Below are 15,660 nucleotides of genomic sequence, written 5' to 3' on the forward strand. Positions count from 1 at the left end.
ATGCTCGGCTGCTGGTTGACCTCAGCTTTTGAGGATCTCTAGTCAATACTCAATCCCTCAACCACTTGAGGCTGAGGACGTGGCTTAAGGGGAGCAGATTGGGCCAGGCGATCCCGTTGGCGATGCGCCTGAAAGTGATTTTGCCACAAGCCGAGGATATCTAGGGTTTCGCCACCATGCTGGGTGTAGCGCTGCCGCACTTTACACAGAACAGGGGTATTGACACACACACCGGAGACGATTACCTGACCCTTGCTCAAAGCCGGCAATTCTTGGAGCAGATCCCGTCCGGCAGCCTCAACGCTGTGGCGCAGGTTTTCTTGATCGGAAGGGTTGACGATTCGCATCAAAAATTGGCTCATGCATTGCGACAGAATATCCGAGTCCAACTTGCCGGGGCGTTGCGTAATGAGACCTACTCCCAGTCCAAACTTGCGTCCTTCGCTAAGGATGGTGCGCAACACCTGCTTGCAGCGGGAAGGCTCGTGGGCAGGGGCAAAGCGATGGGCCTCTTCCAACAAGATAAAAACAGGATAGGGCAGGTAATTTTCATCCCCCGGCTGGATCTTGCCTTTATGGGTGTTAATGCGGGCGTAATTGGCCTGGCGCAGAATAGCAGCGGCAATCACCTGCTGCTCTTCCTGGCTAATCTCGTGCATTTGTAAGATGGTTACCTGCCCTGGCTCAAACAAATCCTTTGGAGCCAGGTGTTCTACATTGCTGAAATAGGGAGAGCGATCGATCTGCTCCAGCTTCCACTCCAGGGCAGGTGCTGAGGATCCTTGAGATCCATCTTCCTTGGAATCCGCTTCGTTGACGGCGTCGATCAGATCCTGAATTGTCCAACGTACCGGATTAAACTGGGTAACCTTGCGGAAAGCCTTCTCTAGGAAAGATTTCTGCCGGTCGGTGGTCTCTGGCAGGAGGGTAAGGATATCGAAAAAGTTGAGAGAAGACACGCGGATCTTAATTTCTTGTGGGGAGAGAACCTTAACCTTAGGGCGGTAGCCGTCTTCGCCCAAAAACTTGGGGTGGGACTGCATCTCTGCCAGCGTATGGTATTCCCCATGAGGATCAAAAATAAGAACAGCAGCCCGGTTTTTGGGCAACATCAACTCTTCAATCAAGACCCCTGCCGTATAGGATTTTCCGGATCCCGTCCCTGCCAAAATAGCCAGATGGGTGCTAACCATTTCCTTGACATCCAGCACCACGGGCACCGCTCCCTCATCGCGCAACAGCAAACTGCCCAAGTGAGCGCCCCCAATGGCTGTTTCATCCCGTTTGTTCAAAATCGATTTCAGCAGACGATTGGAGGCCAAAAAGACTTTGGCACCGGGATCCGGAGGGCGACGGGGGTTAATAAAGCCCATGGCGCGGTGAAAATAGCCGATGACCTCGACGGTAACTGCGTAGATTTCTGGGTTGGGATGGGTAAAGCCCACCAAAGCCACAATGGTGCTGGGATCGATCTCGGTGTCGGCAAAGATGCGATCGGGAATGTGATCCAAAAGCTGGACTTGGCTGATTTTGCCTAGGATTTGCAGGGTTTGGGACTGGAGATCCCGCACTTCATAGTAGACAAAATCGCCTACCCTTACGGCTTGGGTATTGGAAGTGATAAACACATATTGGTTGGGGGTTTCACCGGGGCCCTTGACGGTGCCGATTACCTCTGGGGCCTCTTCATCAGAGGAGAAAACAGCTTTTGGATAGCGCCCATTCTCAGAGGGCTGAGGCATCCCTACAGTTTTTTTGGTCATCAGCGCATCGCTCCTACGGTCATTTTCCAGGCCAATTCTTTGCTTAGAATTTGCAGGGCCCGCTGTTGGGCTGGATCGGAAAACATGGGTATGATATCGTTCAAGACTTGATAAATAAGGTGGTCAGCAAAGTTGCCACCGCTGCTCAAGAGCAATCCATAATACGAAAACTGGGTTTGACCTTGAGGATCTTGGTGAAAACGTAGGATTTCTTCTTGGCTCATGCGAAAAACGGGTGTGTTTACGGGCACCACCACGCGCGGGATCCCTTGCCGGCCACAGCCCCGCTCTTCGTCCAAAGCTCCGATGAGAACCACCGAAAGCAGTGTGCGCACCTCGTTTTGTAAATCAGGGGAAAAATAGGGATCCGGCTGGCTGGAAAGGCGTGGGCCGGAGTTGAGAAAGAGTGGGTTGACAATTTGGGTGTTATAGACCAGACCCACAGCCCAGTGCCGTTGATCGCTCTCCAGCTTAACAAAGCTGCCAAAGCCATAGTCGTCGGGAGAGGGAGGATTCTTGACTTCTAAGATGTCATCCACCTGCACTACGTAGTCGCAGTGATTGTTGGAGCGAACCACCTTGCCCAATCTCATCGAACCCGCCTCCGCTGCAGTTTACTCACCGTTTTCTGAGATAACCTGAGGCTGAGCTTCTCGCGGCTTGCCCAATCTTGCATCAGGCGCAGGAAAAGGTTGCGATCTTCGTTGCGAATGACGGCTATTTGATCGGCTGTCTCCAACACATAGGGATAGCCTCTTCCAATGATCACCTCGCAGCGCACCAGATCCACCACCCAGTCCAAAAGTCCTGCCTCATAAACCCAAACCGGTATCTCCAGCCGGGCCGGAAAGTTGTTGTTGGTGCGCAAATAAATAAATCCCACCCGCTCCCGCATTTCTTGGTAGGAGTTGAGGATCCCATCTTGAGGGTTGAGGCTGCCGCCACGAGCGCAGATAAAAAAAGGCGTGCGCTCCCCCCACTCTAGCCAGGGGCTGAGCAATTGGGCATCGTGGAGCTGAGGAGCTTCAGGAAGATCGAAGCAATGCCGCAGCAATGTCACCAGATCCGAGGTATAGGTGGTGTCGATGTAGGCAACGATGGGGATCCGGTTTTGCTCGCTGGCCCGCAGCACCTGGAGTAAACATTGTACGTAGAAATCTCGGCTTTCCGGCTCAAGAGCTTCCGCGAAGGTAGCCACCAACGCCCCATCTAAAAAGGCCAACTTTCGGGATCCAGGCTGAGCTCTCCGGATATATTCCACCAGCTTTTCTGTTTCCATTTGAAAGCGACGCATGTTGACAACGCGCTCTTTGGGCTCACCGTTGCTATCGGATCCCAAATCCTTTGGAGTCAGTACATCGACTTGAATATCTTTCTCATACAGGCCTTGGGCAGAGTGATGATTCTCATACCAGCCGATCTGCACCAAGGCCACCGGGATCGACAGATCCTTGCTGGGATAGATCTGGGATCCGTCTACTGCAAAGGTGGGAATATTTTTGATAACCGACCTTGCCCACTCACAGCTTTCTTCGTAGCTGGCCCATTGCTGCTTAAAAGGAATTGCCCAACTGGAATGAAGATCCCATTCTTGAGTGGGCAGGGCACCGGGAAAGTCCAAAAGCGCTGTTTTTTCAGCAATCTCTGCGCTCGACCACCGGCACAAGCTTTTCATGGCCTGCCGATACCCTTCTCTGCGCTCCGATAGCCCTTGATCAAAAGTCACGAAAGCCTCTCGCTTTTGCTGCAATACCGCCAGAACCCGGTCAGCTCTAAATACCATAGATGGGATCCCTCCTCATCTGGTCAGAGCCGGAGTGCCTCTCCACCCGAATGATGTTCTCCGTTACTTGCTCAAAGGTATCGTCATGGCTGATTACAAATAGCTGCTCAAAAGATCGCAAATTGGTGATGGCCTCTGCCAACCGCTGTCGCCGCTGGGCGTCCATGTTGGTGGTGGGCTCGTCGAAGAAGGCAATATCCAACTGTCCTAACACCTTGAGCAAAGCCAGGCGAACTGCCAGAGCTGCCGACATCTGCTCTCCTCCAGAGAGGCTGGCAAAACGTCGTTTGGGGCCGCCTCCCTCTTGAACGCGGATCTCGTAGTCGGCCTCCCAGGTGAGGGCAACATTGGGGCGGTTGAGGATCTCCCGGAAGAGGTGATCGGCAATGTTGTTGATCTGCTGTAGATAGTATTGGGTAATTTGGGGGCCGGCCTTTTTGTAGGTATCTCGGCTAAACTTAATGAAGCGATGCAGCCGCTCTTTCTCGATGCGTTGCGTCTCAACTTGTTTTAAGGTTTCTCTCACCCGCTCCAGTTGCTGTAACCTTTCCTGGATTTTCTGCAGTTGAGGGGCAAGGCTTTCCAGGCGAGCTTGGGCCTCGGCCTTTTGAATTTCGGTGGCCTGCAAAAGGGAGTGCAGACGTTGGTGCTCCTGAGGCTGATAGAGGGAAGCCAAAGGATCCCGCTCTGCCCGTAATCGGGACAGTTGGGTTTGCAATGCTTGCTGTTGCGCCTTCAGTTCACTGAGCTTTTGTTCTCGTTGGGGGAGCAGTTTGGCAATAGGCTCCAGACGTAGATATTGCTCGTGATCCGCTCGGTAGTGTTCGCGCTGTTCTTGCAGGGATCCCAGCTCTCGATCCAAGTGCTCAGTTTGCAGCAGCGCTTCCTCAAGGGGACGGAGTGCTGCCTCCAAATCCTGGATTTGCTGTAGGTACCCTGCCTGCGTTTGCAGGTACTGTCTTTCCAGCTTGAGCTCTGCTTTCAGCCGCTCGGCCCGGCTTCTGGGATCCCCCAGGGACTTCAAGGTTTCAGCAGCTTTTGCAATTTGGGCTTGCAGGTAATCTTGGGATCCCTCTGTTTTCTCCCAGCGATCAATTTGGGCTTGTTTTTCCTGCTTGGCTTGCTGGATCTGTTCTAGGGCTAACTGAGCTGCTTGCAGTTCATCTTTTCGTTGTGGCAAACTTTGGACAAGTGGTTGCATACGGATAACGGTTTCATAGCTGTTGCGATGGCAGCTCTGCTCCTCCCGTAAAGCGGCAATTCTCTCGTCTAGATCGGCAAGTGGCTGAAGCTGCTGCTCCAGGGTTTGTATCTGTTGTTCAAGTTGCTGGATGCTGGCTACAACTTGCTGGTACTCTTGCTCAACTCTCGGCTTATGGTTGAGCTCCTTTTCCAGGCGCTGGATTTGTCCTTTGGGATCCCCTAGTGCCTGCAGCGCTTGGCCAATTTCCTGTTGTTGCCGAAGAAAGTCTGGCTCCGCCTCGAGGCTCCACTGAAGATCCTCAATTTTGCTCTGGCGTTCGTTTTGCCATTGCAGCAACTGTTGAATTTGAGCTTCTAACTCGGGAATCTGCGCCGTTAAGCCAAGCAGGGGCTGCAAAGTCTTGAGTTGCTTCTGGATATCGGCCAGTTGCTGGCGTAACTGAGGCTCGCAAGTTTGCGGGGAAAGATCCTGGAGAATCTGTTGGATGGATTGCAGTAGCTGTTGGCTGAGGGCTGAAGACTGGGCCAGAACTTGCGGGATCCGCTGCCATAGAGGTTGGAGTTGCGGATAACTCTGTTGGCAAGCGGCCAGCTCCTCCACAAGACTTTGAATGCTGTGGTTGTGCTGGGCCAGTTGGTGAGAGCCCTGCTCGACAAGGGCTTGGAGTTCCTGCTGAAATTGCCGCGCCGCAGCCAGGCGGCTGAGCTGAGTTTGCAGTCGCTCTTGTTGAGCCTCAAGGAGGGGAATCTTGGCTACGTGCTCTCGATCGGCCTGTCGCTGTCGAAGCTGCAGCCGCAACTGTTCCAACTGGGCCCGGCCCTGTTCCTGTTCTGTTTCTCTCTGTCTTAGTTCTAGGCGCAGGGCCTGAAAAGAGGCCAACTTCTGGCCAATTTGAGAGTACCGTTGTTCCAGGGCAATTTGCTTTTCGCAGAGAGTTTGCAGGTGTAGCTTTTCCTCCTCCATTCTGTGGAAGAGGTGGAGCTGTTGTCGATATTCGGATTCTCGCAATTGGAGTTGGTGGAGCTGCTGCCGTAAAGTTTCCCGCTGAGCCGTCAAGGTCTGCCGTGTTCGTCGCAACGCCTCTTGCTCTGCCACCCAAGCCTCCAACTCCAGATAACGCCTGTAGGCTGATTGGTGCTGTTGACAAATGGCCTGCGCCTGTTCAGCCTCTTGGACGCGGCTTTGCAGCAGTTGACAGCGCCCGGCGTGGGCTGACCATTCTCCCTGAAGCTGCTCCCAGTCGCGGTGCAGTTGGAGCAAGGTGTCGAGCTGCTGAGCCCAGTGGCTTTGTCGGCGCTCCAGCTCCTCTTGGGCTTGAATCTGGGGAGCCAGCTCCTCTAGCTCCTGCTTCCAGCGCTGTTGTTGGCTTAGTTTTTCCTGCAGCCTCGCCAGTTGGTTTTCGAGGTTCTGCTTTTGCGAGAGCAGGCCCTCCCGCTGCTTCAGCCACTCCAGGCGCTGCTGCCGTTGCTTTTCCAGCTCCCGCAACCGATCTTCTATGGCCAGAAAGCGCTGGGATCCCTCTTGATGGCGCTGTTGTTGTACCTGCGCTTGCTGGGCCTCTGCCCACAGCTTTTCGGCTTGCTCAAGGGCTACTGCCAGCAGGGATCCCTCTTGCTCCAGTTGAGCAATTTGCTGGTCGAGCGTTTGGATTTGCGCAAGCAGCTTCTCCAGCCGCTCCAGCTCCAACTTCACTTCGGCCAAGGTATGGGTATAGTGGCTTAAGCGCTCCTGCCAATGCCTCAGTTCTTGCTCAATTCTCTGCTGCTCTACTTGGAGTGGATCCCAGTCTTGCATCTGTTGATGGAGCAGCTCAATTTGATGCTTGACGGCCAAAACTTGCGCCTCACTGTATTTTTCAACTGCCAGCAGATCCTTTGCAACTTGCTGGTACTCTTCTACCTTCAAGATGCGGTCGAAAACTTCTTTCCGCTCCCGACTGGTTTTGAGAAAATCTGCGGTGAAAGTGCCCTGGGGTACCCCAATGGTTGTGGCAAAGAGCCGTGCCAAATCAGTACCAGCGGGCACGCCCAAATGTTGCCTCAGCCACGCCAGCACATCTGCCTTGCGCTCGTAATCTAGGCGCTGCTTCAATTGCGGATCGAAGAGGCGATATCCCTGGCTGACACTGCGACGAACGTCATAGGTGCGCTGATCCCACTGGGAAATAAACTGGACAGTAGCCACCGCATCGTTGGCGCCTGTGCGGATGAGTTCTTCTTGGTTGTAGGGGCAGTAGTCAAACAAAACCCAGGCGATGGCCTCTAGAATGCTGGTCTTGCCTGCTCCATTTTCTCCACAAATGGCGTTGATACCGGGCTCAAACTCGAAGAAGGCGTCCTCATGAGACTTGAAGTTCTGTAGAGCCAGAGAGAGGATCCGCATGGTCAGTCTTCTTCCCCCAGAAAGGCGCCGCTTAGGTGAGCATACACTTCCGCTTCGCCTTGCCCGTCCAGGATTTTCTCTTTGAGATCCAAGAGTAACTGTGCCAGCTCTTCGCTGCGCTTGCGGTAGTGGGCATGGCTGCTCAGCAGATCCCTGTAGATTTTCTCTTCAATTTGCAGCCTGCGCCCTTCTTCTTCGAGGGAAAGAGCAGCCGACCCGATCTCCAAAGTAGTGGCTTCGAAGCGGAAGAGAACCAGCAGGGCACCGGTAAGCTGCTGAATCTGCTGCTGCAGGGCGCGGCTATCCAGCTCGTGCTTGGCAAAGCCCACCTGCCCCACCAGCCGAAACTCCACCATTGGCTCTAGCCCACTTTCGGGAAGGTCGGATCCCTTGGCCAAGGCAATTGCGGCTGCAGCAATCTCTTCGGGGGTTTCCCGGCCCTTGGCTTCGAGAGAGATCCGTCGGTGAGGCCGCCGATAGTAGTCCTGCACCAGCTCAGCCTGAGGCGGGCCATCTCCCCAGCAAACGCGGTAGGCTCCCCGCGGAAAGTCCCACTCGGCGCTACTGTTGGCCTCCAGGGATCCGGGATTGAAGATCCAGCCCTCTTCCGTATAGCTTTTGTGGATGTGCCCCAAAGCCAGGTAGCCCACCCCCGCCTCCCGCAAAGGCAGCAGATCCCGGTAGCGCAAGGCCCCTTGGTAACGGGCAATTTGCCCCTCCAGCCCGTGGTGAAACATCAACACCACCCGCTCGGGCCCGGGGGGCAGCCGGCGAATGGCCGCCGCCAACTGCTCGATTGACTTAGGGGCCGCCGACCCGTACCACTGGGATCCGATCACCCGTACCCCACAGGGCAGGTCTAGATAGCCCCCCCGCCCCCCTGCCCAGGGGCGCAGCTCCAAACCCTCCTCTCCTGCTTCCGGCTCCAGCAGGATCAGTTCGCCGTGATCGGCCAAGTATCGCAGCCAACTGGTCTTGACACCGTAGGGGCGATTGTCGTGGTTGCCCTCAATGGCCAAGACGGGGATCCCGGCCTGCTTTAGCTCCCGCAAGACAATCTGGGCTTGGTTGAGGACGCCAGGCTGAATTTGCCGATGCTCAAACAGATCCCCGGCGATGAGGACAAAATCCACCGGGTTCTGGATGGCATGGCGGCGCACCACATCCCGAAAGGCCAAAAAGAAATCTTTGCTCCGCTCCGGGCTGTTGTAGCGGTCGTAGCCCAGATGCACATCGGCTAGATGCAAAAAGGTGCAGGTAGAAGTGGCCATCGCCCGAACCTGCCAGCAAGTTGCCCACAGTTTAGCTTAATCGGCGGGAAGCCCCGCACTGTAGGGGTGAACTGTGTTTACCCAAGAGCCAATCAGTGTCGGGATGAAAGCCGTTCGTGCCACAATACGCTATCGGTTCGCGCAGCGTGGCGTAAGCCATGGTGTGTTGACTCAACGAAGATAAGTGTCGGGAAGTGCCGGGATTCGTTTACCAGACAAACCCTAGTGCTCAACCCGATATAGGGATCCCTGCCCGGTCATTTGCAGCTTTGCCCGCATTGCCACCACTAGAGGTAGGTGCCGCCCCGCCGCTGCTAGCTACGGATCCGGTGACATTAGCCAACGGCTCCAGAGGCTCCGGCCCCTCTCCTGAAAGCCCAGAAGCCGCGAGACGCTACTTGCTGCCGCTAGCCTAGAACAAAAAGTATCGTTGCGCCATCGGCAGGACTTCTGCCGGCTCACAGGTGAGCAATTCTCCATCGGCCCGTACTTCATACGTCTCCGGGTTGACCTCGATGTGAGGGGTGCTGCTGTTGAGTTTCAAATCCGCCTTGCCAATCTCGCGGCAATTCTTGACCGCTACGGCCCGGCGTTGGATCCCCAGTTTTTCTGGGATCCCCAGGTCTAGGGCAGCCTGGGAGACAAAGAGCAGGCTGGTCTCGCTCAGGGCGCGGCCAAAGCTGCCGAACATAGGCCGAGGGTACACCGGCTGCGGGGTTGGAATCGAGGCGTTGGGATCCCCCATTTGGGCATAGGCAATCAAGCCCCCCTTCAGGACGATCTCCGGCTTAACCCCAAAGAAAGCCGGCTTCCACAGGCACAGATCCGCCAGCTTGCCCACCTCTACCGAGCCGATGATGTGGCTGAGGCCCTGGGCAATGGCAGGGCAGATGGTGTACTTAGCTACGTAACGCTTGGCCCGAAAGTTGTCGTTGCGGCTGCTATCCTGCGGCAGAGGCCCCCGTTGCACTTTCATTTTGTGGGCGGTTTGCCAGGTGCGAATGATCACTTCTCCCACCCGGCCCATGGCCTGGGAGTCGGAAGAGATGATGCTGAGGGCCCCCATGTCGTGCAAGATGTCTTCGGCGGCAATGGTTTGGGGGCGAATGCGGCTTTCGGCAAAAGCAATGTCCTCTGGCACCTCTTTGCTCAGGTGATGGCACACCATCAGCATGTCCAGGTGCTCTTCGATGGTGTTGCGGGTAAAGGGACGGGTGGGATTGGTGGAGCTGGGCAGCACGTTGGGCTCGGAAGCAATGCGGATGATGTCGGGGGCGTGCCCACCTCCGGCCCCTTCAGTATGAAAGGTGTGAATGGTGCGGCCATTGATGGCGGCGATGGTATCTTCCACAAAGGCCGACTCATTTAAGGTATCGGTGTGGATCAGGGTCTGGATGTCGTATTCATCCGAAACCTGCAGACAGCTATCGATCACCGCCGGCGTCGATCCCCAGTCTTCGTGGATCTTCAGCCCGCAGGCCCCCGCTTCCACCTGCTCCCGCAGAGCTTCAGGAAACGCCGCGTTCCCCTTGCCAAAAAAGCCCAAGTTGACCGGAAACCCTTCCGCCGCCTGCAACATCTTCCCCAAGTTCCAGGCCCCCGGTGTGCAGGTGGTGGCCTTGCTGCCTGTGGCCGGCCCGGTTCCGCCACCCAAAAGGGTAGTCACTCCCGAAGCGATGGCAAACTCGCACAGTTGAGGACAAATGAAATGCACATGGGCGTCGATCCCGCCTGCCGTCAGGATCAAGTTTTCGCCGGCAATCACCTCGGTGCTGGGGCCAACCACCATGCCTGGTGTCACCCCCGTCTGGATGTTGGGGTTGCCGGCCTTGCCGATGCCGACAATGTAGCCGTCGCGAATGCCCACATCGGCTTTGACGATGCCCCACCAGTCCAAGATCAGGGCGTTGGTGATCACCAGATCCAGAGCCCCGTTGGCGCGGGTTGCCGTCGGCGATTGCCCCATGCCGTCGCGGATGGTCTTGCCGCCGCCGAACTTAATCTCCTCGCCGTAGGTGGTGAAATCCTGCTCCACCTCGATGATCAGCTCGGTATCCGCTAGACGCACTCGATCCCCTACTGTGGGGCCGTAGTTGCTGACGTACTGGCGACGGGGAATTTCCAGAGTCATAGAAGGACATCTGCGCAGGAAGCTGTCAGCTTTCTACCACATATCCCCGCCCAGAGGATCCCTTGCTGCCCGTTGCCCAGTTCCCAGCGTTCATTTCACCAGAGCAGATTGGGTTGGTGAAAATTCGTTACATATATTTACATCTACAATTGGAAAAACGATTGCCAATCGACGCCGACCCCGATCAGACAAGGGATCCCTCGTTTAATTATTGTGAAGCGACGGGGGGTTTACAAACCCTGACCTATAATGCCTGGTAAGTCCCGCCCTGGGGGGTTTCCTGACGATGGGCGGGAATGCTTCGTTCCTTGTCGCAAGAGAGGAGTTCTTGATGACAACTACACCCAAGGAGCGAGAGCCAAAGGTTAAGGTGACGGTTGATATCGATCCGGTTCCCACCTCATTTGAGAAATGGGCCAAGCCGGGACACTTCGATCGCAGCCTGGCGCGTGGCCCCAAGACCACGACCTGGATCTGGAACCTCCACGCTCTTGCTCATGACTTCGATAGTCACACCAGCGACCTAGAAGACGTCTCTCGCAAGATCTTTTCTGCGCACTTCGGCCACCTGGCGGTGGTCTTTGTCTGGCTGAGCGGCATGTACTACCACGGCGCTCAGTTCTCCAACTACTCCGCTTGGCTGGCGGATCCGATCAATATCAAGCCCAGCGCCCAAGTGGTCTGGCCCATTTTTGGCCAGGAGATCCTCAACGGCGATGTGGGCGGCGGCTTTGAAGGGATCCGCATCACGTCGGGCCTCTTTCACCTCTGGCGGGCTGCCGGCATCACCAATGAGTTTCAACTCCTCTGCACCGCTATTGGTGGCTTGGTGATGGCTGGCCTCTGCCTGTTTGCCGGCTGGTTCCACTACCACAAGCGGGCTCCCAAGCTGGAGTGGTTCCAGAACGTGGAGTCGATGCTCAACCACCACCTGGCGGGCCTGCTGGGGCTGGGCTCTCTGGCCTGGGCCGGTCACCAAATTCATGTGGCCATCCCCATCAACAAGATGTTGGATGCGGGCGTGCCGGCGGCTCAGATCCCTCTGCCCCACGAGTTCATCCTCAAGCCGGCCCTGATGAAGGAGATGTTCCCCAGTGTGGATTGGGGCTTCTTCAGCGGGGTGGTGCCTTTCTTTACGTTGGACTGGGGCAAGTACGCGGAGTTCCTCACCTTCAAGGGGGGCTTGGATCCCCAAACCGGCGCCCTCTGGCTGACGGATCAGGCCCACCACCACCTGGCCATTGCCGTGCTGTTTATCGTGGCGGGCCACATGTACCGCACCAACTGGGGCATCGGCCACTCCATTAAAGAGATCCTGGAAGCCCACAAGGGTCCCTTCACCGGCGAAGGCCACAAGGGTCTCTACGAAGTGCTGACCACCTCCTGGCATGCCCAACTGGCCATCAACCTGGCCATGGTGGGATCCCTGAGCATCATCGTGGCCCAGCACATGTACGCCATGAACCCCTACCCCTACATGGGCATCGACTACGCCACGCAGATCTCCCTCTTTACCCACCACATGTGGATAGGGGGACTGTTCATTGTTGGCGGCGCTGCCCACGGGGCCATCTACATGGTGCGGGACTATGACCCAGCGGTGAACCGCAACAACGTGCTGGATCGGGTAATCCGCCACCGCGACGCCATCATCAGCCACCTGAACTGGGTGTGTCTGTTCCTGGGCTTCCACGCCTTCGGCTTCTACGTCCACAACGACACCATGCAGGCGCTGGGCCGTCCGCAGGACATGTTCTCGGACACCGGCATCCAACTGCAGCCCATTTTTGCCCAGTGGATTCAATCCCTGCACACCAACGCCATCGCCAGCACCGCTCCCTATGTGGGCGCTTCGGTGAGCCCCATCTTCGGCGGCGACGTGGTGGCCGTGGGTGGCAAGGTGTCCATGATGCCGATGGTGCTGGGCACGGCGGACTTCATGGTGCACCACATCCACGCCATGACCATCCACATCACGGTGTTGATCCTGCTCAAGGGGGTGCTCTTTGCCCGCTCTTCCCGACTGATCCCCGATAAGGCCAAGCTGGGCTTCCGCTTCCCCTGCGACGGGCCAGGCCGCGGCGGCACCTGCCAGGTCTCCGGCTGGGATCACGTCTTCCTGGGGCTGTTCTGGATGTACAACGCCATCTCGATTGTGATCTTCCACTTCAGTTGGAAGATGCAGAGCGACATCTGGGGCACCGTCAACCCGGACGGCACGATTGAGCACATCACGGGCGGCAACTTTGCAGCCAGCGCCGTCAACATCAACGGCTGGTTGCGGGACTTCCTGTGGGCGCAATCGGTGCAGGTGATCAACTCCTACGGCTCGGCGCTGTCGGCCTATGGGCTGCTCTTCTTGGGCGCCCACTTCGTCTGGGCCTTCAGCTTGATGTTCCTGTTCAGCGGCCGTGGCTACTGGCAGGAGCTGATTGAGTCGATCGTTTGGGCCCACAACAAACTGAAAGTCGCTCCGGCCATTCAACCCCGCGCCCTGAGCATCATCCAGGGTCGGGCGGTCGGTGTGGCCCACTACCTGCTGGGTGGGATCGTCACCACGTGGGCGTTCTTCCTGGCACGGTTTGCCGCACTCGGCTAAGGCAAGGAGGAAGAGAGAATCATGACAACTGCAACTCGTTTTCCGCAATTCAGCCAAGACCTGGCCAGTGATCCCACCACTCGACGTCTGTGGTATGGCATTGCCACCGCCCATGACTTCGAGACCCACGATGGCATGACGGAGGAGCGGCTTTACCAAAAGCTGTTTGCCACCCACTTCGGCCATCTGGCGATCATCTTCCTGTGGGCCTCGGGCAACGTCTTCCACATCGCCTGGCAAGGCAACTACGAGCAATGGGTGGCCAACCCCACCGGCGTCACCCCCATCGCCCACGCTATCTGGGATCCCCAATTTGGCAAGGCGGCGGTGGAAGCCTTCACCCAACCTGGGGGCGGTGGCCCTGTCAACGCGGCCTACTCCGGCCTCTACTACTGGTTCAACACCATCGGCCTGCGCACCAACGGCGATCTCTACGCCGGTGCCATCGGCCTGCTGTTGTTGGCGGCGGTGTTCCTGTTTGCCGGCTGGCTGCACCTGCAGCCCCGCTTCCGGCCCAGCCTGAGCTGGTTCAAGAACGCTGAGGCCCGCCTCAACCACCACCTGGCCGGCTTGTTCGGCGTCAGCTCGCTGGCCTGGACGGGCCACCTGGTGCACGTGGCCATTCCTGAGTCGCGCGGTCAGCACGTGGGCTGGGACAACTTCCTCACCACGCTGCCCCACCCGGCGGGCCTGAAGCCCTTCTTCACCCTCAACTGGGGGGTGTATGCCCAGAACCCAGATACGGCCAACCACGTCTGGGGCACGGCAGAAGGGGCGGGCACGGCCATCCTCACCTTCTTGGGCGGCTTCAACCCCAACACCCAGTCCCTGTGGCTGACGGACATGGCCCACCACCACCTGGCCATTGCGGTCATCTTCATCGTCGCCGGCCACATGTACCGCACCAACTGGGGTATTGGCCACAGCATCCGCGAGATCCTGGGTGCCCACAACCCGCCCAAGGGTACTCCCTTCGGGGGCCTGCTGGGCGAAGGGCACAAGGGCCTCTACGACACGGTCAACAACTCCCTGCACTTCCAGTTGGCGTTGGCGCTGGCCTGCTTGGGGGTGGTGACCTCGCTGGTGGCGCAGCACATGTACGCCCTCAACCCCTACGTGTTCATGTCCATGGATCACACCACGGAAGCAGCTCTCTACACCCATCACCAGTACATCGCTGGATTCTTGATGGTGGGGGCTTTTGCCCATGGGGCCATCTTCCTGGTGCGGGACTACGATCCCGAAGCCAACAAGAACAACGTGCTGGCGCGGGTGCTGGATCACAAGGAGGCGATCATTTCCCACCTGAGCTGGGTATCGCTGTTCTTGGGCTTCCACACGCTGGGGCTGTACGTCCACAATGACGTGATGCAGGCCTTCGGCACGCCGGAGAAGCAGATCCTAATTGAGCCAGTGTTTGCTCAGTTCATCCAAGCTTCCCACGGCAAGATGCTCTACGGCATGAATGTGCTGTTGTCCGATCCCAACAGCATTGCCTCTACAGCTTGGCCCAACTACGGCAATGTGTGGCTACCGGGCTGGCTGCAAGCCATCAACGATCCCAATGGGTTCCTCTTCCTGCCCATTGGTCCTGGTGACTTCCTGGTGCACCACGCCATTGCTCTCGGCCTGCACACCACGACGTTGATCCTGGTCAAGGGGGCGCTGGATGCCCGCGGCTCCAAGCTGATGCCGGACAAAAAAGACTTCGGCTACAGCTTCCCCTGCGACGGGCCGGGTCGGGGTGGCACCTGCGACATCTCCGCCTGGGACGCTTTCTACCTGGCCATGTTCTGGATGCTGAACACCATTGGCTGGGTGACCTTCTACTGGCACTGGAAGCACCTGGGGATCTGGAGCGGCAACACCGCCCAGTTCAACGAGAACTCCACCTACCTGATGGGCTGGCTGCGGGACTACCTCTGGGCCAACTCTGCCCAGTTGATCAACGGCTACAACCCCTACGGCATGAACAACCTGGCGGTTTGGGCCTGGATGTTCCTGTTCGGCCACTTGGTGTGGGCCACGGGGTTCATGTTCTTGATCTCCTGGCGCGGTTACTGGCAAGAGCTGATCGAGACCCTGGTCTGGGCGCACGAGCGCACCCCCTTGGCCAACTTGATCCGCTGGAAGGATAAGCCGGTGGCTCTGTCCATTGTGCAGGGTCGTCTGGTGGGCCTAGCTCACTTCACGGTGGGGTATGTCCTGACCTACGCGGCCTTTGTCATCGCCTCGACGGCTTCCTTGTCTGGCTAGCAAACTCTAGTGGTTAAGTAATTGAGGGATCCCTCCGCGGGATCCCTCTTTTTTTGCTGCTTGGTCAAGCGAGAAGGATGCTGGGCCCATGGCTCTGGCCGCGTATCCAGCGATATACCTTTGAGGAGTTTCGCCGGCTGGTTGAGTCTCTGGTCCAGAAAATTCAGAAAATAACGAACGGGGAGCCGCCTGTATTGACTGTTGATGGGCCTTGTGCAAGAGCAGGCCAAGGAGCCCGTGCAACTGCCCCCCAACCACGAGCCGGAACCTG

At 57.3% G+C, this 15,660-nt stretch carries 8 protein-coding genes; 2 read left to right on the forward strand and 6 right to left on the reverse strand.

Going from position 1 to position 15,660, the window contains the following annotated elements:
• Positions 1 to 38: 38 nt before the first annotated feature.
• From NW845_RS00630 to ureC, 6 genes are all read right to left on the reverse strand, one after another.
• The gene (locus tag NW845_RS00630; protein WP_414376261.1) at positions 39 to 1,763 is read right to left on the reverse strand and encodes an ATP-binding protein; all 1,725 of its coding nucleotides are present in this window, start codon (positions 1,761 to 1,763) and stop codon (positions 39 to 41) included.
• On the reverse strand, positions 1,763 to 2,356 hold the full coding sequence (locus NW845_RS00635) for a hypothetical protein (protein ID WP_414334988.1): 594 nt from the start codon (positions 2,354 to 2,356) through the stop codon (positions 1,763 to 1,765). Before NW845_RS00635 ends, NW845_RS00630 begins: the two co-directional genes overlap by 1 nt.
• Complete coding sequence (locus tag NW845_RS00640) at positions 2,353 to 3,546, reverse strand: DNA double-strand break repair nuclease NurA (RefSeq protein ID WP_414376262.1); 1,194 nt, start codon at positions 3,544 to 3,546, stop codon at positions 2,353 to 2,355. The genes NW845_RS00635 and NW845_RS00640 overlap by 4 nt, the downstream gene beginning before the upstream one ends.
• Positions 3,536 to 7,132, reverse strand: coding sequence for an AAA family ATPase (locus NW845_RS00645; RefSeq protein ID WP_414376265.1), 3,597 nt, complete (start codon positions 7,130 to 7,132; stop codon positions 3,536 to 3,538). The genes NW845_RS00640 and NW845_RS00645 overlap by 11 nt, the downstream gene beginning before the upstream one ends.
• Positions 7,133 to 7,134: 2 nt before the next feature.
• The gene (locus tag NW845_RS00650; RefSeq protein ID WP_414376268.1) at positions 7,135 to 8,403 is read right to left on the reverse strand and encodes a metallophosphoesterase family protein; all 1,269 of its coding nucleotides are present in this window, start codon (positions 8,401 to 8,403) and stop codon (positions 7,135 to 7,137) included.
• A 412-nt stretch (positions 8,404 to 8,815) separates the two neighbouring features.
• A complete protein-coding gene (ureC, locus tag NW845_RS00655) occupies positions 8,816 to 10,534 on the reverse strand; it encodes an urease subunit alpha (protein WP_414376271.1) in 1,719 nt (572 codons plus the stop codon).
• A gap of 331 nt (positions 10,535 to 10,865) precedes the next feature.
• Between ureC and psaA the strand changes: the two genes are divergently transcribed.
• Positions 10,866 to 13,133, forward strand: coding sequence for a photosystem I core protein PsaA (gene psaA, locus NW845_RS00660; protein ID WP_414365602.1), 2,268 nt, complete (start codon positions 10,866 to 10,868; stop codon positions 13,131 to 13,133).
• Positions 13,134 to 13,154: 21 nt separating this feature from the next.
• Positions 13,155 to 15,389 (forward strand): photosystem I core protein PsaB, encoded by a 2,235-nt coding sequence (psaB, locus tag NW845_RS00665; protein WP_414376274.1) that lies wholly within the window; start codon positions 13,155 to 13,157, stop codon positions 15,387 to 15,389.
• The last annotated feature ends 271 nt before the right edge of the window (positions 15,390 to 15,660 follow it).

This window comes from Synechococcus sp. H60.2 (assembly GCF_047462315.1).
In the GTDB taxonomy this organism is placed as follows: Bacteria; Cyanobacteriota; Cyanobacteriia; order Thermostichales; family Thermostichaceae; genus Thermostichus.

Coding starts and splice junctions, on each gene's coding strand:
- ureC (WP_414376271.1), bottom strand. CDS start 10,534: ATGACTCTGGAAATTCCCCGTCGCCAGTACGTCAGCAACTACGGCCCC.
- psaA (WP_414365602.1), top strand. CDS start 10,866: ATGACAACTACACCCAAGGAGCGAGAGCCAAAGGTTAAGGTGACGGTT.
- NW845_RS00650 (WP_414376268.1), bottom strand. CDS start 8,403: ATGGCCACTTCTACCTGCACCTTTTTGCATCTAGCCGATGTGCATCTG.
- NW845_RS00635 (WP_414334988.1), bottom strand. CDS start 2,356: ATGAGATTGGGCAAGGTGGTTCGCTCCAACAATCACTGCGACTACGTA.
- NW845_RS00645 (WP_414376265.1), bottom strand. CDS start 7,132: ATGCGGATCCTCTCTCTGGCTCTACAGAACTTCAAGTCTCATGAGGAC.
- NW845_RS00630 (WP_414376261.1), bottom strand. CDS start 1,763: ATGACCAAAAAAACTGTAGGGATGCCTCAGCCCTCTGAGAATGGGCGC.
- NW845_RS00640 (WP_414376262.1), bottom strand. CDS start 3,546: ATGGTATTTAGAGCTGACCGGGTTCTGGCGGTATTGCAGCAAAAGCGA.
- psaB (WP_414376274.1), top strand. CDS start 13,155: ATGACAACTGCAACTCGTTTTCCGCAATTCAGCCAAGACCTGGCCAGT.